21 protein-coding genes are annotated in these 21,001 nt (G+C 68.4%); 4 read left to right on the forward strand and 17 right to left on the reverse strand.

Annotated elements, in window-relative coordinates:
- Position 1: 1 nt before the first annotated feature.
- On the reverse strand, positions 2 to 574 hold the full coding sequence (locus ABMY26_RS07815; RefSeq protein WP_372395717.1) for a histidine phosphatase family protein: 573 nt from the start codon (positions 572 to 574) through the stop codon (positions 2 to 4).
- Between the two features lie 111 nt (positions 575 to 685).
- On the opposite strand from ABMY26_RS07815, the gene ABMY26_RS07820 reads away from it, so the two are divergent.
- Together ABMY26_RS07820 and ABMY26_RS07825 are read left to right on the forward strand one after the other, a co-directional pair.
- Positions 686 to 1,081 (forward strand): DUF6152 family protein, encoded by a 396-nt coding sequence (locus ABMY26_RS07820; RefSeq protein ID WP_372395718.1) that lies wholly within the window; start codon positions 686 to 688, stop codon positions 1,079 to 1,081.
- A complete protein-coding gene (locus ABMY26_RS07825; RefSeq protein ID WP_372395719.1) occupies positions 1,081 to 1,584 on the forward strand; it encodes a hypothetical protein in 504 nt (167 codons plus the stop codon). Before ABMY26_RS07820 ends, ABMY26_RS07825 begins: the two co-directional genes overlap by 1 nt.
- Here ABMY26_RS07825 and ABMY26_RS07830 read toward each other — a convergent pair.
- On the reverse strand, positions 1,581 to 2,411 hold the full coding sequence (locus tag ABMY26_RS07830; protein WP_372395720.1) for an SDR family NAD(P)-dependent oxidoreductase: 831 nt from the start codon (positions 2,409 to 2,411) through the stop codon (positions 1,581 to 1,583). The two genes, ABMY26_RS07825 and ABMY26_RS07830, sit on opposite strands and share 4 nt — an antisense overlap.
- 107 nt (positions 2,412 to 2,518) lie before the next feature.
- On the opposite strand from ABMY26_RS07830, the gene ABMY26_RS07835 reads away from it, so the two are divergent.
- Positions 2,519 to 3,448, forward strand: a complete 930-nt coding sequence (locus ABMY26_RS07835; RefSeq protein WP_372395721.1) for a LysR family transcriptional regulator — start codon at positions 2,519 to 2,521, stop codon at positions 3,446 to 3,448.
- A gap of 114 nt (positions 3,449 to 3,562) precedes the next feature.
- On the forward strand, positions 3,563 to 5,224 hold the full coding sequence (locus ABMY26_RS07840) for a caspase domain-containing protein (protein ID WP_372395948.1): 1,662 nt from the start codon (positions 3,563 to 3,565) through the stop codon (positions 5,222 to 5,224).
- A 55-nt stretch (positions 5,225 to 5,279) separates the two neighbouring features.
- Here ABMY26_RS07840 and ABMY26_RS07845 read toward each other — a convergent pair whose 3' ends face one another.
- The 15 genes from ABMY26_RS07845 to eno form a co-directional block, all read right to left on the reverse strand.
- Positions 5,280 to 5,957 (reverse strand): TetR family transcriptional regulator, encoded by a 678-nt coding sequence (locus ABMY26_RS07845; protein WP_372395722.1) that lies wholly within the window; start codon positions 5,955 to 5,957, stop codon positions 5,280 to 5,282.
- A gap of 124 nt (positions 5,958 to 6,081) precedes the next feature.
- Positions 6,082 to 7,098 carry a TRAP transporter substrate-binding protein gene (locus ABMY26_RS07850; protein WP_372395723.1) on the reverse strand — a complete coding sequence of 339 codons (1,017 nt, stop codon included), beginning with the start codon at positions 7,096 to 7,098 and terminating at the stop codon, positions 6,082 to 6,084.
- A gap of 51 nt (positions 7,099 to 7,149) precedes the next feature.
- The gene (locus ABMY26_RS07855; protein ID WP_372395724.1) at positions 7,150 to 8,430 is read right to left on the reverse strand and encodes a TRAP transporter large permease subunit; all 1,281 of its coding nucleotides are present in this window, start codon (positions 8,428 to 8,430) and stop codon (positions 7,150 to 7,152) included.
- A gap of 11 nt (positions 8,431 to 8,441) precedes the next feature.
- Positions 8,442 to 9,041 (reverse strand): TRAP transporter small permease, encoded by a 600-nt coding sequence (locus tag ABMY26_RS07860; protein ID WP_372395725.1) that lies wholly within the window; start codon positions 9,039 to 9,041, stop codon positions 8,442 to 8,444.
- 60 nt (positions 9,042 to 9,101) lie between these two features.
- Entirely contained in the window at positions 9,102 to 10,019 is a 918-nt protein-coding gene (locus ABMY26_RS07865; RefSeq protein ID WP_372395726.1) for a shikimate dehydrogenase, read from the reverse strand.
- Complete coding sequence (gene aroQ, locus ABMY26_RS07870; RefSeq protein ID WP_372395727.1) at positions 10,016 to 10,465, reverse strand: type II 3-dehydroquinate dehydratase; 450 nt, start codon at positions 10,463 to 10,465, stop codon at positions 10,016 to 10,018. The genes ABMY26_RS07865 and aroQ overlap by 4 nt, the downstream gene beginning before the upstream one ends.
- 40 nt (positions 10,466 to 10,505) lie before the next feature.
- Complete coding sequence (locus ABMY26_RS07875; RefSeq protein WP_372395728.1) at positions 10,506 to 12,410, reverse strand: bifunctional sugar phosphate isomerase/epimerase/4-hydroxyphenylpyruvate dioxygenase family protein; 1,905 nt, start codon at positions 12,408 to 12,410, stop codon at positions 10,506 to 10,508.
- A 214-nt stretch (positions 12,411 to 12,624) separates the two neighbouring features.
- Entirely contained in the window at positions 12,625 to 13,002 is a 378-nt protein-coding gene (locus ABMY26_RS07880; protein ID WP_372395729.1) for a hypothetical protein, read from the reverse strand.
- A 236-nt stretch (positions 13,003 to 13,238) separates the two neighbouring features.
- Positions 13,239 to 13,484, reverse strand: coding sequence for a hypothetical protein (locus ABMY26_RS07885; RefSeq protein WP_372395730.1), 246 nt, complete (start codon positions 13,482 to 13,484; stop codon positions 13,239 to 13,241).
- Positions 13,485 to 13,535: 51 nt separating this feature from the next.
- On the reverse strand, positions 13,536 to 14,558 hold the full coding sequence (gap, locus tag ABMY26_RS07890; protein ID WP_372395731.1) for a type I glyceraldehyde-3-phosphate dehydrogenase: 1,023 nt from the start codon (positions 14,556 to 14,558) through the stop codon (positions 13,536 to 13,538).
- Between the two features lie 124 nt (positions 14,559 to 14,682).
- Positions 14,683 to 15,453, reverse strand: a complete 771-nt coding sequence (pgk, locus tag ABMY26_RS07895) for a phosphoglycerate kinase (protein ID WP_372395732.1) — start codon at positions 15,451 to 15,453, stop codon at positions 14,683 to 14,685.
- Positions 15,454 to 15,561: 108 nt separating this feature from the next.
- Positions 15,562 to 16,518 carry a DMT family transporter gene (locus tag ABMY26_RS07900; RefSeq protein WP_372395733.1) on the reverse strand — a complete coding sequence of 319 codons (957 nt, stop codon included), beginning with the start codon at positions 16,516 to 16,518 and terminating at the stop codon, positions 15,562 to 15,564.
- 64 nt (positions 16,519 to 16,582) lie between these two features.
- Positions 16,583 to 17,812, reverse strand: coding sequence for an acetate/propionate family kinase (locus ABMY26_RS07905; RefSeq protein ID WP_372395734.1), 1,230 nt, complete (start codon positions 17,810 to 17,812; stop codon positions 16,583 to 16,585).
- Positions 17,813 to 17,823: 11 nt separating this feature from the next.
- On the reverse strand, positions 17,824 to 19,266 hold the full coding sequence (locus tag ABMY26_RS07910; RefSeq protein WP_372395735.1) for a bifunctional enoyl-CoA hydratase/phosphate acetyltransferase: 1,443 nt from the start codon (positions 19,264 to 19,266) through the stop codon (positions 17,824 to 17,826).
- Between the two features lie 456 nt (positions 19,267 to 19,722).
- On the reverse strand, positions 19,723 to 21,000 hold the full coding sequence (eno, locus tag ABMY26_RS07915; RefSeq protein WP_372395736.1) for a phosphopyruvate hydratase: 1,278 nt from the start codon (positions 20,998 to 21,000) through the stop codon (positions 19,723 to 19,725).
- Position 21,001 lies beyond the last annotated feature (1 nt).

The following is a 21,001-nucleotide window of genomic DNA, read 5'->3' on the forward strand; positions in this document are numbered from 1 at the left end:
TCTAATCTGCCAGCCGGTCGAGGAGGTCGGGCGTGGGCGTGCCGTTCGCCCGCAGCAGGATCGCCTCGCCGGATGCCGGGAATATGCCGGTCAGGGCGGTGATGTTGACCTGATGCGTCACCAATATGACCGGCGCTCCGTCGCGCGGCAGGTCGGCCAGGAATTGCCGCAGCCCGGCCGTCTGGCCCTTGGCGTCCTCCGCCTGGCCGAAGAAGGAGTCGAGGGCGGGAAGCCCCGCGACCGGGCCGAGATCCAGCAGCCGGGCGGTGTCCAGGCAGCGGCACCACCGGCTGGACAGCAGGCGGGCTTCGCGGATGCCGAGCTGCCGCAGCCGGTCGCCGATCCGCCCGGCCTGGGCGCGCCCGCCGTCGCTGAGGTTGCGTTGCGTCGCGCAATCCTCCAGCCGGAAACCGGGCGGATCGCCGGTGCCCGGCGCTTGCGCATGGCGCATCAGCACGACGAGGCCGGCCGTCTCCATCGACCGGGCCGGGTCGGCGGGCAGCAGCATGGCGACCAGGCCGGCAAGCAGAACGGTCATCGCGAAGCGGCGGGACGGGGTGGGCATCCGGGGCATCGGCATCTCCGTTGGTGGTGCGGCCGGAGGGCAGTGCCTCGCCTCCTCTTGCCGGGGCTTCGGCACACCCCATGTGAGCCGAGGATGCCTGATTCGAGGGAGAGTGTCGCCATGGTCAATGCCCATCCGATCGACGCCCGAATCCGCAACGCCCGGATCCGGGCGCTTGTTGCCGCCGCCTGCGCCGCCACGGCGATGGTCGCCGTGCCCGCCCTCGCCCATCACGGGTGGGGCGGCTACGAGTCCGGCAAGACGCTGACCCTGACCGGCACGGTCGAGCAGCTCGCCTTTAGCAACCCGCACGCGATGCTGAACCTGCGGTCTGACGGCACGCTGTGGCATGTGGTGCTGGCCCCGCCCGGCCGGATGACCGCTCGCGGCCTGCCGGACGGTGCGATCAAGGTCGGGCAGACGGTGACGGTCGTCGGCTATGCCGCCAAGTCGGATCCCGCCGAGTTGCGGGCGGAGCGCATCACGGCGGACGGACAGACGGTCGAGCTGCGCTGATGGACCACAGCCAAGGCCCGCTCGGTCCCGGCTGGCTGGTGGCGCTGGAGACGTCCGGCCTGGGCGAGACGCTGCGGCAGTCGCTCTGGCTCTACCCGCTGGTCGAGGTGCTGCATATCCTGGGATTGGCGCTGCTGGTCGGGTCGATCGCGGCCTTCGATCTGCGGCTGATCGGCCTGCATGCGGGTTTGCCGGCCCAGGCGCTGTCCCGCCTGCTGCTGCCGGTGGCAGTGGCCGGCTTCGCGATGGTGGTGCCGACCGGCCTGCTGCTGTTCGTCAGCGAAGCGACGGCGCTTGCCGGCAACCCGGCCTTTCTGGTGAAGATGGGGCTTCTGGTGCTGGCGCTCGCCAACATCGCCCTGTTCCACCGCGGGGCAGGGCGACTGATTGCCGGGTGGGGCGGGGGAGGAAAGCCGCCGCCGGCCGCGCGCGCGGCCGGAGCGGCCTCCCTTCTGCTATGGATCGCGGTCCTGGCCTCGGGACGGTTGATCGCCTATCTCTAGGCAGGGCCGGTGAAGTCGGTGCCGCGGGTCACCGTTTCCCAGGCGTCGATCTCCGCGATCACGCTGCCGAGCTTCGTACGGGCGCGGGCGAGGGCGTCGGTTCCCAGCAGCAGATGAAGCGGCGGGTCGTCGGCGCGGACAGCGGCCAGGATGGCCTGCGCCGCGCGGTCCGGATCGCCGAGCTGGCGGCCCGCCATGCCGTCGAAGGCGGCGGACATCCGCCCGACGCTGTCGGCATAGGCCGCATCCTCGGTGGCGCTCTTGCGGATCGAATGGCTGGACAGGAAGTCGGTGCGGAAGGCGCCGGGAGCCACCGCGGTCACCTTGATGCCGAGCGGTGCTACCTCCTGCGCGAGGCCGGCGGACAGCCCCTCCAGCGCATGCTTCGCCGCGGCGTAGAGGCCGGCGCCGGCTCCCGGCGCCCGTCCGGCGATGGAGGTGATGTTGACGATATGGCCGGACCCCTGGGCACGCAGGCGGGGAAGGGCCGCTCGGACGATGCGGAAGGGGGCGAACACATCGACCGCGAACAGGCGGGCAACCTCCTCGTCGGTCGCCTGTTCGATCGCCCCCAGCAGGCCGTAGCCGGCATTGTTGACGATCACGTCGATGCGGCCGGCCAAGGCGAAGGCCTGGCCGACGGCTGCCTCGGCCGCATCGCCGTCGGCGAGGTCGAGGGTGAGGACATGCAGGGTGCCGGCAGCGGCAGTAAGATCGGGCTTGCCGGTGCGGACGGTGCCGATGACGGTGTCGCCCTCCGCCAGCGCCGCCCTGGCGAGCGCCAGCCCGAGGCCGCGCGAGATGCCGGTGATGAACCAAGTGGTCATGGAAGGTCTCCTTTCGCACCTGGAGATACACCCCGGCCAGCCGGCGCAGAATGCCGGGATTTCTGACGAGACTTGTAAGCTGAGCTGAATAATGGTTATCTCGGTCGATGGATCCCATGCTCTCCGGCAGCGACTACAACCAGCTGCGCGCCTTTCTCGCTGTCGGCGAGACGTTGAGCTTCAGCCGGGCGGCGGAGCGGCTGGGCGTCTCCCCGTCGGCGCTGAGCCAACTGGTCCGCGGCTTCGAGGAGCGGGTCGGGGTGCGGCTGCTCAACCGCACCACGCGCAGCGTCGCGCTGACGGAGGCCGGCGAGAATCTGTACCGGCGTGTACAGCCGGCCGTCTCGGAACTGGGCGATGCCGTCGGGCAGGTACGGCAGTATCGGGAACGCCCGGCCGGGACCGTGAAAATCCACAGCTTCCATGCGGCGGCCGAGCGGTATATCGAGCCGATGCTGGTGTCCTTCACCCAGCGCTACCCGGATGTCGTGCTGGACATCACGCTGGATGACGCGGTGGTGGATGTGGTGGCCGGCGGCTTCGATGCGGCCATCCGGATCGGCGAGGTGATCGACCGCGACATGGTCGCGGTGCGTCTCGGTCCGGACCTGCGGCAGGTCGCCGTGGCGGCGCCGGCCTACCTGGAGAGTCACGGCCGGCCGGAGCACCCCCGCGATCTGGTCGATCACCGGTGCATCCGCTGGCGCTGGCCGGGCCATGTGATGCCCTATGCCTGGGAATTCTTCGAGAACGGATCCTGGTTCGAGGTCGCAGTCGACGGACCGCTGATCTTCAACGACAAGGACATGGCGTTGCGCGCGACCCTGCGGGGAATTGGCATCGGCTTCTGCGTCGAGGATACGGTGAGGGACCATATTACAACTGGAATGCTGGTTCCGCTGCTGGAGCGCTGGTCTGCCGCCTTTCCCGGCCGATTCCTGTGCTATCCGCGCCAACGGCAGATGGCGCCGGCCCTGCGGGCCTTCATCGATGCCGTCCGCGCGGTGGACGCGGAGATGGGCGACGGCAACGGCTGAACCGGTGGCCCGGCCGGAGGGGGCACAGGGGGATCGTCGCCGGCCTTGAAACCGGAGCCGTTGCCTTGGCAGAGTGACTGCAATGCTTTCGATTCGAAGGAAAAAGACGCCGTGATGACCCTGGCACGCACCGCAGCGTTGGCTCTGGCCCTGTTCGTCTGGGTGTCGGGCCCGTCCTGGGGAGCAACGGGCGGGCCGGAGCGGCGGGTGGCGCTGGTGCTCGGCAACAGCGACTACCGGTATGCGCCGCGGCTGCCCAACCCGGTCAACGACGCGAAGGCGATGGCGGACTCCCTGCGCGATGCCGGGTTCGAGCTGATCGGCGGGGCGGCCCAGCTCGACCTCGACAAGGCGGGGACGGAGCAGGCGATCCGCAGCTTCGGGGCCAAGCTGGCCGGGGCGGATGTCGGGTTGTTCTACTATGCCGGACACGGGTTGCAGACGCGGGGCACGAACTTCCTGCTGCCGGTCTCGGCCAACCTGACCAGGGAATCGGATGTCCGCTACGAACTGATCGACGTCGCCATGGTGCTGGACGAGATGGCGCTGGCGGAAAGCCGGCTGAACATCGTCATCCTGGACGCCTGCCGCAACAATCCGTTCGGCGGGCGCGGGCTGCGGGCGGTATCGCCGGGGCTGGCGCAGATGCAGGCGCCGGCCGGGACGATCATCGCCTATGCGACCCAGCCGGGCGCCGTTGCCGCCGACGGCAGCGGCGCCAACAGCCCCTACACCGAGGCGCTGTCGAAGGCCTTGCTGAAGCCGGGAGAGACGGTGTTCGACATCTTCAACGATGTCGGCCTCGCCGTGAAGCGCAACACCGGCGGGGTCCAGCAGCCCTGGGTATCGGCCTCGCCGATCGAGGGGCGCTTCTATTTCCTGGGACCGACGACGGTGGTGACGCAGGCGCCGGCCGCCGCCGCACCCGTGCCGGCGGGCGCCGACAAGGAGGCGCTGTTCTGGGACAGCATCAAGGGCAGTTCCAACCGCAGCCTGTTCGAAGCCTATCTGAAGCAGTTCCCCCAGGGCACCTTCACCGCCATCGCCGAGGCGAGGATCGCGGAGCTGGGCGCGCCCCTGGCTTCGGCGACGGCAAACGCGGAGGCGACCTCGCCGGAACGCGCGCCGGCGACGGTCGCGGCGTTGGCGGTCGCGGCGTTGGCGGCGCCGCCGCTTCCCGCAGCCCTGGCGGCGTTGGCGCAGCAGGCTCCCCCGGCCAAGCGGGTCGATGTGGCGGCGATCCCCTATCTCACGCCCAAGTCGCGCGCCGCGCTCGCCTCCTATCCCGACCTGCCGTCGCCCAAGGCCCTGGCGATCTCGGCGAAGGGGAACTACGCCTATTTCTCGAACAAGTCGAACAGCCGGACCGAGGACGACGTCAGGCGCAGCGCCCTGCAATATTGCCAGTACAGGGCCGACGAGCCCTGCACCCTCTACGCGGTCGGCGATGCCGTGGTGATGGAGGCCAAGACCTTCGTGCCGATGCCGGTGGAGATCGTCGGGGCCGGAAAATTCGATCCGGCCCGCGTCCCCTTCGTCAGCGACCACACGCGCAGGGTCGGCATGGTGAACTACCAGCGCAACAACGGGCACAAGGCGGTTGCGGTGACGCTGACCGGCCGCTGGGGGTCGGTGTGGGACCGCGACAGCGCCGAGGAGGCCGGCGAGGCGGCGGTGGAGAAGTGCGGGCAGGTCGCCGGCAAGGAGGACTGCATGCTCTATGCCGTCGATGACGAGGTCGTCCTGGACGAACCGGCCGAAGACGAGGAGAACTGATCCGCTACGGCGGGCCCGCCGACGGGATGGGCTCGGAGGCGGTTCCGGCCGCCCCTCAGCCGGCCGCCGGTTCGGCCTTCAGCAGGCTGACGATGGCGTCGGCGATCATCCGCTTGTGGCGGGCGCGGGTGTCGGCGGCCGCCAGGTCCTGGTGGAAGATCAGGTTGAAGGTGTGGCGGTTCGACACCCGGAAGAAGCAGAAGGCGCTGATCATCAGGTGCAGGTCGATGGGCTGGACGTCGGTCTTGAACACACCGCCGGTCCGGCCGCGGTCCAGGATGCGGGCCAGCGTGTCGATGACGGTGACGTTCAGGTTGCGGATCGCCTTCGACTTCTTCATGTTCTCGGCCCGGTGGATGTTCTCGATGCTCACCAGCCGGATGAAGTCCTCGTGCTGTTCCTGATAGTCGAAGGTGAAGTCGACCAGGGCGCGGATCGCTGCTTCGGGAGGCAGATCCTGTAGGTTGAGCCTGTTCTCGATGGCGCGGATGTCGCCATAGACTTTCTCCAGCACCGCAAGGTACAGCTCTTCCTTGCCGCCGAAGTAATAATAAATCATGCGCTTGGTGGTGCGGGTGCGCGCGGCGATGGCGTCGACCCGGCCGCCGCTGAAGCCCAGCGAGGCGAACTCCTCCGTCGCCACGTCCAGGATGTCCTGGCGGGTGCCTTCGGGATCGTTCTTGCGGCTCGGTTTGGTCTTGCGGCCCGTATCGGTGGCGTCGTCCGCGGTCATGCCCTGTTCCATGCTGGTGCGGCGCGTCCGCGCCCCCGCCGGAGGTAATGAACGAAGGCCGCCCAAAGCTCAATGCCGGAATGGAGAGGCGGAGCGGGTCGGCCCGCTCCGCCCCGGACCGGCGTCAGTTGGACGCGCGCTTCTTTTCCAGCGTCGCATAGGTCTGGGCGACCAGCGCCTCGCCGATCTCCGCCTTGTACTTGTCCACCACCGGCTTGACCTTGTCGCGGATCTTGGCGAGTTCGTCGGCCGGCAGCTCGTCGATGGTCATGCCCTTGGCCTTCAGCGAGGCGAGCGCATCGGCCTCCTGCTCGCGCGACAGCTTGCGTTGGAAGACGGTCGCTTCGGCGGCGGCACTCTGGAACAGCGACTTCTCATCGGCGTTCAGCGTATCCCAGAACTTCTTGGAGACGATCAGGGACTGCGGATTGTAGATGTGCCGGGTGATCGTCATGTATTTCTGGACTTCGTTGAACTTGGTCAGCTCGATGGTCTTGGCCGGGTTCTCCTGGCCGTCGACCGTGCCGGTCTCCAGCGCGCCGTAGAGTTCGGGGAAGGCCATCGGCACCGGGTTGGCACCCAGCGACTTGAAGATGTCGATATAGATCGGCGTCTGGATCACGCGGATCTTCAGCCCGGCGATGTCGGCCGCGGCCTTCACCGGATGGCGGTTGTTGGTCAGGTTGCGGAATCCCAGATCCCAGAAGCCCAGCCCGACGATTCCCTTCTCCGGCAGCTTCGCCATCAGCTGTTCGCCCACCGGTCCGTCGAGCAGGGTGTCGGCCTCTGCCGCGCTGTTGAACAGGAAGGGCAGGTCGACCAGGGCGAACTCCTTGGCCTGGCTGACCAGGATGCCGGCATTCATCACCGACATCTCGACGATGCCGCCCTGCAGCGCCGACACCGTCTGCACGTCGCCGCCCAGCGTGCCGCCGGGGAACAGCTTCACCTTGATCTTGCCGCCGCTCTTGGCCTCGACGATGTCGGCGAACTTCTGGGCGCCCTGGCCCTGCGGGTGCTCCTTGACGTTCTGGAAGGCGAACTTGACCGAACGGTCCTTGTACTCCGCGGCGGTGGCAACGCCGGCGACCATCAGGCCGGGCAGGATCAGGCCGGCGAGCAGGGACTTCATGAGCGACATCTTGGGTTTCCTCCAGGTTTGTTCTTGGAAAGGCAGGGTGGAAAAGCAGGGTCAGCGGCTGAGCCAGGCGGCCGGGACCATCACCAGCGAGGGGAACAGCGTCAGCAGCAGCAGGACGAAGAGCTGCACCAGCATGAAGGGCCAGACGCCTTTGACGACGCCCTCCATGCTGACCTTCGAGACGCCGCAGACCACGTTGAGCACGGTGCCGACCGGCGGCGTGATCAGGCCGATCGCGTTGTTGATGATGAAGAGCACGCCGAAATAGACGGGGTCGATGCCGGCCTGCCTGCACACCGGGACCAGGATCGGTGTCAGGATCAGGATGGTCGGCGTCATGTCCATCGCGGTGCCGATCGCCACCACCAGCGCCATCATCGCCAGCAGCAGCAGGGTCCGGTTGTCCATCAGCGGTTCAAGCAGGTCGCCGACCATGGCCGGCAGGTTGGCGACCGTGATCAGCCAGGACGACACCAGCGCCGCCGCGACCAGGAACATGACGACGCTGGTCGTTTTCGCCGCCCCCAGCAGCGCCGGGTAGATGTCGGCGACGGACATCTCGCGGTAGACGCAGACGGCGACGAACAGGGAATAGACGGCGGCCACCACAGCGGCCTCGGTCGGCGTGAAGACGCCGAACTTCAGCCCGACGATGATGATGACCGGCAGCATCAGCGCCCACACGCCTTCGCGCAGGATGGCCAGCACCTCGCGCAGCGACCGGCGCGGCGGCGGAACCAGGTTCTCCTTGCGCGAGACGTACCACCAGGCGCCGCACAGGCCGATGGCGAGCAGGATGCCGGGGAAGATGCCGGCCAGGAACAGCTTGGTCACGGAGACATTGCCGGCGACGCCGTAGAGGACGAAGCCGATGGAGGGCGGGATGATCGGCGCGATGATGGCGCTGGCGGAGATCAGCCCGGCCGACTGGTTGCGGTCGTGGCCGGCCGCCACCATCATCGGCACCAGCAGGGTGGCCAGCGCCGCGGCGTCGGCCACCGCCGAGCCGGAGAGGCTCGCCATCACCGTCGCCGCCAGGATGGCGACATAGCCGAGCCCGCCGCGGATGTGGCCGACCATCGCCATGGCGAGGTTGACGATGCGCTTGGCGAGCCCGCCGGTGTTCATGATCTCGCCGGCCAGCATGAAGAAGGGCACGGCCATCAGCGGGAAGCTGTCGGCGCCGTTGATCAGGTTCTGCGCCACGATCTGCGCGTCGAACAGGTCGAGGTGGATCATCAGCGCCACGCCGCACAGCAGCAGGGCGTAGGCGATCGGCATGCCGATGGCCATGGCTCCCAGCAGGGAACCGAGGAAGATGGTGATGGTCATGGCCGGCGTCCTCAGCGGCTGGAGGCGGGGCGGGCGGGGAGGGGCGCCGCTTCGCGGTGGGTGCGGTGGCCGCCGGTGTGGATGCCGTGCGCGGCCGCCTCCGGCAGATCCTCCGATTCCGAGACCATGACGAGGTCGGCGTCGCTGGCCCTGCCGGTCAGCAGGCGGTACAGCTCATGCAGCAGGATGGCGCCGGTCGACAGGCCGAACACCACGCCGATGCCGTACAGCAGCCCCATCGACAGCCCGGTCGCCGGGGCCTGCGATCCCCAGTTGATGACGGTCTGCGCCCAGCTTCCCTGCAGCACCAGCCAGGTGACCCACAGCATCAGGCCGCAGCTGGCGACCCCGCAGGCCAACTTGCCGGAGCGCGGCAACCGCGCCACCAGCGTGTCGACGCCCAGATGCGCCCGTTCGCGCAGCCCCAGGATGGCGCCGAGGAAGCACATCCAGACGAAGAACAGGCGCGACAGCTCCTCCGACACCGTGATGCCGCTGTTGAAGGCGTAGCGCAGCACGACGTTGCCGAACACCAGCACGACCATGCCGGCCATGCACAGCGCCATCAGGATCTTGATAAGGGTGAAATAGGCCTCGACCAGCGGTCTCATGCGGTCCCTCCCGGGGCCGGCCTCGGGGCCGGCTTCTTGGTGTTGGATTTGCATCGAGTATCAGGCGCCGCTTACCCCGCCGTCCATCGACGCGAAATGCGCACGGATGCGTTCGGCATCGGGGGAAACCCCGGTGAACAGGCGGAAGGCGTCCGCCGCCTGGAACACCGCCATGCCGCCGCCGTCGACGGTCCGGCAGCCGATGGCGCGCGCAGCGCGCAGCAGCTCGGTCTCCAGCGGGAAATAGACGATCTCCGACACCCACAGCCGCGGGTGCAGCATGCCGGCCGGCAGCGGCAAGCCGGGGAACTTCGCCATGCCCGTCGGCGTGGCGTGGATCAGCCCGTCCGCCGCGGCCACGGCCTCGGCGAGCGCCTCGGGGCCGGCAACGGGCACGGCCCTGCCGGCGCCGAAGCGGGCGTCGAGCTGGCCCGCCAGGGTTGCGGCGCGCGCAGGCTCGGCATCGAAGATGTCCAGCCGGCCGGCGCCGAGATGGAAGGCGGCATGGCCGACCGCGGCACCGGCGCCGCCGGCCCCGAGCAGCAGCACGCGCTCCATCCGAACCGCGCCGAGGCCGCGGCGGAAGCCCTCGGCGAAGCCGGAACAGTCGGTGTTGTGGCCGATCCGCCTGCCGTCCCTGAGCACCACCGTGTTGACCGCCCCGATGGCGCGGGCATCGTCCGACAGCTCGTCGAGCAACGGGATGATCGCCTGCTTGCACGGGTAGGTGACGTTCAGGCCGGTGTAGCCCATGCGCTCCGCCCCTGACAGCAGCTCCGGCAGGGCGTCGATGCCGAGGCCGAGGCGGTCGAGGTCGATCAGCCGGTAGATGCAGCGCAGGCCGAGCGCGTCGGCCTCGCGTTCGTGCATCGCCGGGGTTCGCGAGGCTTGGATCCCGGCGCCGATCAGCCCGACGAGCGTGGAGTTTCCGGCGGCGGGAGCGGCGGCGGAGGGGGCGGGGCGGGAGACGGCGTTCATCGCGCGGCGGTCTCCAGCAGGCGGGCCATCCGCTGGAGCGCCAGCGTGTAGCCCTGGGTGCCGAAGCCGCAGATCACCCCCGCCGCAACCCGCGACACGTAGGAGAAATGGCGGAATTCCTCGCGCCTGTGGATGTTGGAGATGTGGACTTCCAGGATCGGGAAGGCGCAGGCCGACAGCGCGTCCATCAGCGCTACCGAGGTGTGGGTCAGGCCGGCCGGATTGATGACCAGCCCATCCACCGTCTCGCGCGCCTCGTGGATCCAGTCGATCAGGACATGTTCGGCGTTGGACTGGCGGAAGTCGATCCCGAGGCCCAGCGTCTCGCCGGTGCGGCGGCAGTCGGCCTCGACGTCGGCCAGGGTTTCGTGGCCGTAGATGTGCGGCTCGCGCTTGCCCAGCAGGTTCAGGTTGGGTCCGTTCAGGACCAGGATGGGGCGGCTCATGATGGGAGGTCTCCGAACAAACGCACTGTTTCGTTCATTTTCAGTCGAGATAGAGCTCGGGCCGGGCGCCCTCGCGCAGCTGGGCCTGCACCGCCATGCGCACCGAGGCGTTGACGGCACCGAACTGGCGGTAGCCGCGGCGCCGCTCAACCACCTCGAAGAAGAAGCGGTCGGCGAAGCTGTCGGTATAGGCGTGCAGGAACTCGCCCTCGCCTTCGCGGTCGTAGAGCAGATCGCGCCGCTTCAGCGCCTCCAGCGCCGCGTCGTCCAGAGGGTGCCTGACCGCGAGGTCGTCGTAGTAATTGGCGGGGATCGGCAGGAAGGGCGCGCCCGCCGCCAGACGGTCCTCCACCAGCGCCGCGGCGTCGTCCGCGGAGAAGGCGACGTGATGGACGCCGGCACCCGACGTGGCGCTGACGAAGCGGCCGGTGGCGGTGCGCCGGCTTTCCGAGATGTTCAGCGGCAGGCGCACGCCATGGCCGGTCTCCGCATCCGGGCTGACCAGGGCGCGGCTGCGGATCAGGCCGTAGGGGTCGGGCAGTTCCCACAGGCTTTCCGGCACGAAGCCGAAGACCGCGCGGTAGAACAGGACGAAGCTGTCCATCCGGCCGAAGGGCAGTGCCTGGGCGACATGGTCGATGCCGGTCAGGATGGGGGGGCCGGACGGCTCCTCCGGGAAGAGGGTGAAGTCGTCCTCCCAGATGCTGCGTCGGGCGTCCTTGTCGTCGACCAGATAGATCAGCGTTCCATCGGGCGCGCGCAGCGCCGGGATGCTGCGTTCGCCGTCGCCGATCCGCTCGCGCCACAGCACGCAACGCAGCGCCTCGGCGCGGGCGGTGGCACGGGCCGCATCGTCGACCTTGAAGGCCATGGCGCAGACCGACGGGCCATGCATCTGGAAATGCTCCGACGCCGCGGAGTCCTCTTCGCTGTTGAGCACGAGGTTGACACCGCCCTGGCGGTAGAGGTCGACATCCTTGGAGCGATGGCGCCCGGCGTGGCGGAAGCCCAGCGTGCCGAGCAGGCCGGCCAGCTGCTCACGCGCCGCCGCGTCGACGGCGAACTCCAGGAACTCCACCCCGTGGCAGAGCGGCGGGGCGGGCAGTCCGGGGCCGTAGCCGGCATCCGCCTCCGCATGGATGAGGGAGCGCAACCCGTCGAGCGCGGTCAGGCGGGCGGGAGCGGCGCGGAACTCGTCGTTGAAGATCTCCAGCGACAGCGGGCCGCGATAGCCGGACGCCAGGACCGATTCCAGGAAATGCCGGACCGGCAACTGGCCCTGGCCGGGGAAATTGCGGAAATGCCGGCTCCAGGACAGCACATCCATCGACAGTTTCGGCGCATCGGCCAGCTGCACGAAGAAGATGCGGTTGCCCGGAACGTCGGCGATACCGGACGGATCGTCGCCCAGCGCCAGCGTGTGGAAGCTGTCGACGATCAGCCCCAGCGCCGGATGGCCGGCTTGCCGCACGATGTCCCAGGCCTGGCGCCAGCGGTTGACGTGGCGGCCCCAGGCCAGCGCCTCGTAGCCGACGCGCAGGCCGCGCAATTGCGCCCGCTCCGCCATTCCGGCGAGATCGGCGGCGGCGCGCGCCGGGTCGTCGATGGCGGCCGGCTGCACGTTGGAACAGACCAGCACCAGATCGGTGCCGAGTTCCTGCATGACGTCGAACTTGCGTTCCGCACGATCGAGATTGCGGGCGCGGATCGGGTCGGGCATGGCCTCGAAGTCGCGGAAGGGCTGGAAGATGGCGATCTCCAGCCCCAGCCCCTCGGCGATGCGGCGGACATCGGCAGGCGATCCGTCGAAAGTCAGCAGGTCGTTCTCGAAAATCTCGACCCCGTCGAAGCCGATGGCGGCCGCCGCCTCGAGCTTCTCCGGCAGGGTGCCGCTGAGCGAGACGGTGGCGATCGATTTCTTGAAGGTAAAAGCGCTGGACGGCATGGCGGCCCCTTCGACAGCGGCATGATTCGTTTGCTACAACAAACGTACCAGTTCGTACATTTGCCTGCAAATAATTTGTTTCACTGACGATAAATGCCTGGAAACACGCTATTTCTCGCATTTTGGGCGTTTATCGAACTTATATCGCGAAAATCGCCCTTGACACGTATACCGGGGCCGCCTCAATTTGTTCGGAAAACGATATTAAGTGCGATTATCGCTCTATTTTATAAGTGCCAGACATGCTCGAGTCTCTTCGTCCGACGATTTTCACCTCGTCGAGGACGTCCGGCCTGTAACGGTGACTGTCGTCCATTGGCGGGCAGCGCTGCGGTGTTCGGTTGCAACCATATCCGGGAACGATGCGCACCGCATGCCGGCGGGCCCCATTGCGCAGCCCCGATTGTTCAACTCCGCCGCGCAGGAGCGTGCGGTTCAGGGATGAAACCATGCGAAGCACCGTCATCGCCGTCGCGGTGAACGGGTCCGTTCCGCGCAAGAAGGGCAATCCGGCGGTTCCGATCACTCCGGACGAGGTGGTCGAACCACCCGCGCGGCCTTCGAGGCGGGCGCGACCCTCGTTCATGACCATACCCGCAATCCGCATGAATCCTCGTCGTCCGACCCCGCCTACTTCGCCGCTGTGCAGAAGGCGGGGCGCTGGCAGACACAGGTCCGGCCAGCATGGCTTGTACAAAAAATCAGGGGGTATGGCAGGGGCCGTGCATCCGCCGACGTCCGCCATACCCCCGTCCCTATCCTGAGCCATCGACGCGCTGCGGCATCCGGGTTGCGCGCCCTGGCTTGGCCGCTTCTGCACAGGCGGTGTCAGCGGTCGCCCAGGTCGTGTTCGATCTCGGTGACCAGACGCTCGGCACAATGCAGGGCCTGCCGGCGGTCCTCCTCGGTCATGCCCTGCATGGGGTCGGATTGCGCCGGGAAGGACTCCGACCGGCAGAGCCGGCGGCCGGATGCGCAGACCATCACTTCATAGTGGCGGCTGTCCTCGTTGAACAGGCACTCGGACTCGAAGCCCTTGGCGTCGGTTTCGGCCCACATGATCGTCTTGCTCATCGTCCGGCTCCTTTGGTTCTGGGTCGGCGCCCTTGGTCGGCGGTGGTTGTCCTATTTGGCGTTCGCCATCGCGATGGCGGTGTCGGCCATGCGGTTGGAGAAGCCCCACTCGTTATCATACCAAGCCATGACGCGCACGAAATTGCCGTCGACGACCTTGGTCTCGTTCAACGCGAAGGTCGAGCTGTGCGGGTCGTGGTTGAAGTCCGACGAAACCAGCTCTTCGCTGTAGGCGCCCAGCACGCCCTTCAGCGCGCCGTTGGCGGCGTCGGAGATCGCGTTGTTGATCTCCTCGACCGAGGTGGCGCGGCCGGCGGTGAACTTGAAGTCGACGACCGACACGTTCGGGGTCGGCACGCGCATGGCGGTGCCGTCCAGCTTGCCCTTCAGCTCCGGCAGGACCTTGCCGACCGCCTTGGCCGCGCCGGTCGAGGTCGGGATCATGTTCAGGGCCGCGGCGCGGGCGCGGTGCAGGTCCTTGTGGTTGGTGTCGACGATCCGCTGGTCACCCGTGTAGGAGTGGATCGTCGTCATGAAGCCCTTCTCGATGCCGACCAGATTGTTCAGCACGAAGGCCACCGGGGCCAGGCAGTTGGTGGTGCAGGAGGCGTTGGAGACGATCTTGTGCTCGGCCGTCAGCTTGTCGTGGTTGACGCCGTAGACGACGGTGATGTCCTCGTCGGTCGCCGGGGCGGAGATCAGCACCTTCCCGGCGCCGGCTTCCAGGTGCTTGGCGGCGTCGGCGCGCTTGGTGAAGATGCCCGAGCATTCCATGGCGATCTCGATTCCCAGATCCTTCCACGGCAGCTTGGCCGGGTCACGCTCCTGCACGACCTTGATGGAGTGGCCGTTGACGATCAGGACGCCCCCTCCGTTTCCATCGACACCGGTCTCGATGGTGCCGGGGAAGCGGCCGTGGACGCTGTCGTACTTCAGCAGGTGCGCGTTGGCCTTCAGGTCGGCGAGGTCGTTGATCGCCACCACCTCGACGTCCTTGCGGCCGCTCTCGTAGATGGCGCGCAGAACCAGACGGCCGATGCGGCCAAAACCGTTGATCGCTACCCGTACAGCCATGATCGTGCTCCAGTCATTCCATTGTGGTCTCGAGCCGGCAGGGGGCGGAGACCCGTTTCAACCGAGGTGGCGGGGATTCGACCCGCCGGGGATTCGTTTTTTGAAGGCGGTTTCAGGCGGAGCCTCAGGCGGGGACGGCCTGCGGCGCAGGGCCGTCCAGCCGGGCCGCCAGGGACTCCCGGCTGGTGAGTTCGCTGAACCGGTCCGTCACCCCTGCCGCGGCCAGCGCGGCGAGGGTGTCCGCCCCGGCGGCGACCGACACCAGGCCGGCGTCGCGGGTGCGGCGGGCGATGAACCAGGCCAGCGCGTTGGTGCCGCCGTCGAAGGGGGCGATCTCGTAGACGCCGAGCGGCCCGGTCCACAGGACGGTGCGGGCCGCCTCGATGCGGGCGGTGAAGCGCGTCACCGTCGCCGGGCCGATGTCGAGGACCATGTCCTCCGGCCCGATGGCGGCACAGGGGACGATGCGGTCCTCCGCCCCCTCCCGGGCCTCGCTCGCCACCACCACGTCGACCGGCAGCAGCAACTCGCAGCCGCAAGCCTTCGCCTTGTCCAGCAGGGTGCGGGCCCGGCCGATCAGGTCATGGTCGCACAGCGAGGCTCCCATCTCGGTGCCCGTCGCCGCCAGGAAGCTGTTGGCGATGCTGCCGCCCAGCGCCAGCACGTCGACACGCGTCACCAGCCGGGCCAGCAGGTCGAGCTTGCCGGACAGGCCGGTCCCGCCGACGATGGCGCAGAGCGTGGTGCCCGCCGGAAGATCCGGCCGTACGGCCATCCGGGCCGGGGAGAACGGTGCCGGGCCGGATGGGGCGTCCGCGTCCCGTCCGCCCTGGATCAGTCGCATCCGGCCGGCCAGGCGGGGAACCGGAGTGCTGTCGACATCGAACCTAGCCATGATGCCTGTCCTTTCCTTCATCAGGAAGTATATTAATATATCAGCAGTCGGCGCAAGAGCGTTCCGCTCCCTTCGGCCGGGGCCTGCCAAAATGCCGCAGAACGCGGCTCATGCCGTCCTGGCCGGCGCGGTGGGCTGCTGCTTTGGGCATAAGTCCGCCTCCGGCCGGGGAGCGGCGGCCCGGCGGGTTTCCCGGTACAGGATCAGCAGGCCGCTGCCGATGACGACAGCCGCGCCGATCATCACATGGGGGGCGGGCACGTCGCCCCAGACCAGCCAGCCGAGGATCGTCGCATAGATCAGGCTGGCATAGCTGAAGGGGCCGACCACCACCGCCCGGGCCAGCGAATAGGCGCGGGTGCTGAAATACTGGGCGCCGCCGCCGGCGATCCCCATCGCCGCCATCAGCACGAGCGACCACCCATCCGGCGTGGTCCAGCCGAAGGGTAGGGCGAGCGCGCTGAGCAGGGTCGAGATCACGGTGAAGTAGAAGACGGTGGTCACCGGCTTTTCGGTGCGGCCGAGCTGCCGCATGGCGATCATCGCCAGGGCGTAGCAGACGGCGGCGGTCAGGGCGACCAGCGCGCCGCGGTCGACCATGTCGGGACCGGGCTGCACCATGATCAGCACGCCGGCGAAGCCGACCACCACGGCGCCCCAGCGGAAGGGGCCGACCCGCTCCCCCAGCAGCGGCACCGACAGGGCGGTGAGGAACAGCGGGGCGGAATAGGAGATCGCCACGGCATTCGCCAGCGGCATCAGGTGGTAGGCCCAGAACAGCAGAACCATCGAGGCCAGCCCGACGACGGCCCGCCACAGATGGCCCTGCCAATGGTCGGTGTGCAGGCAGCGCCGCCCGCCGCCCGCGACGACCATGGCGACGGCCGGCAGCAGGGCGAACAGGTTGCGGAAGAAGGTGACTTCGCCCAGCGAATAGCGTTCGGCCAGGATCTTGGCGAGGGCGTTCATGATGGTCATCAACACCATCGCCAGCAGCATCGACAGGATGCCGAGCCGGACATTCTCCGGCGGCTGCGCGGTGGGTTGGGTGGGAACCTGTTCCATGATGCCCTTCGCTGAAGGACGGCCCCCCAGCACCATTGCCGGGGGGCAAAGGGGACCGCCGCGGTCAGGCCGCCCGGCTCAGCGCCTCGGCGGCGATGACGCCCAGGGTGTGGCGGGCGATCATCCGTTCCTCGTCGGTCGGGATGATGAAGACCGGCACCCGGCTTTCCTGGGCGGAGATGCGCGTCGCCTTGGCCCGGTTGGCCGCCGGGTCGAGGGCGAGGCCGAGCCAGGACAGCTTCTCCACCACCCGCGAGCGGACCAGGGTCGAGTTCTCGCCGACGCCGGCGGTGAAGACCACCGCGTCCAGCCCGCCCATCGAGCCGGCCAGCGCCGCGACCTGCTTGGCGACATTGTGGCAGAACAGCTCGACGGCCTCGGCCGCGGCCGGCTGGTCGGAATTCTCCAGGTCGCGCATGTCGTTGGAGATGCCCGACACGCCCAGCATGCCCGACTTGTGGTAGAGCAGCTTTTCCAGCTCGTCGGCGCCGTAGCCCTTCTCGCGCATCAGGTAGATCAGCACGCCGGGGTCGATGGCGCCGGGCCGGGTGCCCATCGGCACGCCGTCCAGCGCGGTGAAGCCCATGGTGGTGTCGACGCTGTGGCCGGCGCGCATGGCGCACAGGCTGGCGCCGCTGCCGAGATGGCAGACCACGACATGCGCGTCGGCCAGCTCCGGCGCCACCTGGGGCAGGCGGTGCGCGATGTACTCGTAGCTCAGGCCGTGGAAGCCGTAGCGGCGGATGCCTTCGGCCGTCAGCTCGCGCGGGATGGCGAAGGTCTGCGACTGCCAGGGCTGGGTCTGGTGGAAGGCGGTGTCGAAGCAGGCGACCTGCGGCAGCGACGGGTAGACCTGGGCCAGCGCCCGCATGGCGGCGATGTTGTGCGGCTCATGCAGCGGAGCGAGCGGGATCAGCTCCTCCAGCTGGTCGAGCACCGTCGCCGTCACCCGCACCGGCTGGGAGAAGCGGGTGCCGCCATGGACGACGCGATGGCCGGCGGCCACCAGCGTGGCCCCCTTCAGCGTGTCGCCGATCCAGTCGAGCAGATGGTGGAGAAGCTCCGGCCGGCCCGGATTCTCGCCCGCCGGCCAGCTGTGGTCGGCCAGCTTGTGGCGGGCGGCGTCCTTCGCCTCGAAGCGCGGAGCGGTGCCGATGCCGGAGATCTGACCTGTGACGACCGCTTCCAGCTCGGCGGCGCTGCCACCTTGGAAGACGGAGAATTTCAGGCTGGAGGAGCCGGCATTGACGACCAGGCAGGCGTCGCTGCCGGATTTGGAGGAGGATGCGACCATGACGAGGGGTCCTATTCGGCGGCCAGCGACAGCGTCGGCCGGCGTTGCGAGGCGGCGAGCAGCGATGCGACCGCGCAGGAGGCGAGGCGGGTGCGCACATTGTCGGCACGGCTGGTCAGGATGATCGGAACCCGCGCGCCCAGCACGATGCCGGCGGCGTCGGCGTTGGCGAGGAAGGACAGCTGCTTGGCCAGCATGTTGCCGGCTTCCAGGTCCGGCACCAGCAGGATGTCGGCCTGGCCGGCGACCGGGGAGTTGATGCCCTTGGTGCGCGCGGCCTCGGCGGAGATGGCGTTGTCGAAGGCCAGCGGGCCGTCGAGGATGCCGCCGGTGATCTGGCCGCGGTCGGCCATCTTGCACAGCGCCGCCGCTTCCAGCGTGGTGGCGATCTTCGGGTTCAGCGTCTCGACCGCCGAGAGGATGGCGACGCGCGGAACCTCGACGCCCAGCACCTTGGCGAGGTCGATGGCGTTCTGGGTGATGCTGACCTTGTCTTCCAGCGTCGGATAGATGTTGATCGCCGCATCGGTGATCAGCAGTGCCCGCGGGTATGTCGGCACGTTCATCACGAAGACGTGGCTGAGCCGGCGGTTGGTGCGCAGGCCGGTTTCCTTGCGGACGACCTCGCTCATCAGCTCGTCGGTGTGCAGGCTGCCCTTCATCACCGCCTCGGCCTCGCCGGCACGGGCGAGCGCTACGGCGGTCTGAGCGGCGGCGTGGCTGTGCGGCACGTCGACGATGCGGAAGCGGGCGATGTCGAGCCCCTTGGACGCGGCCAGTGCCTTCAGCTTCTCCGCCGGGCCGACCAGGATCGGGTCGATCAGCCCGGCTTCGGCCGCCTCGACGGCGCCGCGCAGCGAGCTCTCGTCGCAGGGATGGGCGACGGCGGTCAGCACCGGCGGCAGCTCGTCGCATTTGCGCAGGAGCGCGTCGTGCTTGTCGTGGCGGATCATCTGGATCTGCGGCAGCTCATGCGCCGGACGGATGACCTTCTGGGTCGGGGCGATCACCTCGGCGGTGCCCAGCACCACAACCTCGCCGTCCTGGTTGGTGCAGACGCAGTCGAAGACGACGATGTTCTTGGCCGGCCGCTTCTCGATCACCGTGACGGTGGCGGTGACGACGTCGCCCAGGCCCACCGGGCGGCGGAACTGCAGGCTCTGGCCGGCATAGAGCGAACCGGCGCCCGGCAGGGTCGTGCCCAGCACGCCGGAGATCAGCGAGCCGGACCACATGCCCGGGCCGATCACCTTCTGGAAGCGGCTGTCCGCCGCGAATTTCGGGTCCAGGTGGGCCGGGTTGATGTTGCCCGACACGGTGGCGAACAGCTCGACATCCGTCAGCGTCAACTGGCGCGACAGGCTGGCCGACTGGCCGATCTGGATTTCGTCGAAGGTCACATTCTCGACCGCGGCGCTGGCGCCGTTGCCGAAAGCTTCACCACTGGCACGCATTGTTTGAACACTCCGGTTGACCGGGTCGAGCGAACGGCCCGTCTGTGCGGTCCGATGGGGCGGCGTCTCAAAAATCGGGGACGTTCCGCCGCCATGTGTGCGCCGGCTTTCAACGCCGCGCGGGAACCATAAATATATTAATATATCAAGTGTGCATTGCAACACGAAACGAAGTAAAACCGGCGGCCTTGACACTATGCCGCAGGTGCGGCGGAAGACGTATCGAAGCGGGAGCCGGCGGGGCTTCCCCCTCCCCCCGGGGAGAGACGGGAGGAGGGGGCCAAGGGCGAGACGTCTCAGCGATCACGACGCTCGCCGCCCGTCCATGAAATCCCTTTGGGGCAACCGCCCCGCCCTTTTCCGCCTCTCCGGGGGCGGGAGAGGGCGGGGAGGGGCGGCTGCCGGGCGTCGGGATCCCTGGAGCTCTGAAACTCTTTGGCGAAATCCCTTGACGGATCAGGCCTTGAGGATGCCGCGTCCGGCGAAGCGGGCTGCGACGCCGAGCTGCTCCTCGATACGGATCAGCTGGTTGTACTTGGCGAGGCGGTCGGAACGGCTGAGCGAGCCGGTCTTGATCTGGCCGCAGTTGGTGGCGACGGCGAGGTCGGCGATGGTGCTGTCCTCGGTCTCGCCCGAGCGGTGCGACAGGACGGCGGTGTAGCCGGCCTTGTGCGCCATGTCGACGGCCTCCAGCGTCTCCGACAGGGTGCCGATCTGGTTGACCTTGACCAGGATCGAGTTGGCGACGCCGCGCTTGATGCCGTCGGCCAGGCGCTTGGGGTTGGTGACGAACAGGTCGTCGCCGACCAGCTGCACCTTGGAGCCGATGGCGTCGGTCAGCGCCTTCCAGCCCTCCCAATCGTCCTCGGCCATGCCGTCCTCGACCGAGACGATCGGGTAGCGGCCGACCAGATCGGCCCAGTAGGACACCATCTGCTCGGGCGACAGCGACTTGCCCTCGCCGGCCAGCTCATACTTGCCGTTCTTGAAGAACTCGGTCGAGGCGGCGTCGATGGCGAGCATGACGTCGTCGCCCGGCCGGTAGCCGGCGGCCTCGATCGCCTTCATGACGAAGCCGAGCGCATCCTCGGTCGAGGCGAGGTTGGGGGCGAAGCCGCCCTCGTCGCCGACATTGGTGTTGTGGCCGGCGTCCTTCAGCTTCTTCTTCAGCGACTGGAAGATTTCCGAGCCCATGCGGATGGCGTCGGCGCCGGTCTCGGCGCCCACCGGCATGATCATGAATTCCTGGATGTCGATCGGGTTGTCGGCATGGGCGCCGCCGTTGATGATGTTCATCATCGGCACCGGCAGCAGCGACGAGAAGGCGCCGCCGACATAGCGGTAGAGCGGCAGGCCGGCATCCTCGGCGGCGGCGCGCGCAACCGCCAGCGACACGCCCAGGATGGCGTTGGCGCCCAGGCGGCCCTTGTTCTCGGTGCCGTCGATCTCGATCATGGTCATGTCGAGCACACGCTGGTCGGCGGCGTCCATGCCGACCAGGGCCTTGGACAGTTCGCCGTTGACCGACTGCACGGCCTTCAGCACGCCCTTGCCGCCGAAGCGGCCCTTGTCGCCGTCGCGCAGCTCGACCGCCTCATGGGCGCCGGTGGAGGCGCCCGACGGCACCGCGGCGCGGCCGAAGGCGCCGCTGTCCAGGGAGACGTCGACCTCGACGGTGGGGTTGCCGCGGCTGTCGAGGATTTCGCGGGCGTGAATCTCGGTGATGACGCTCATG

The organism is Azospirillum sp. HJ39 (assembly GCF_041507355.1).
Taxonomy (GTDB): Bacteria; Pseudomonadota; Alphaproteobacteria; order Azospirillales; family Azospirillaceae; genus Azospirillum; species Azospirillum thiophilum.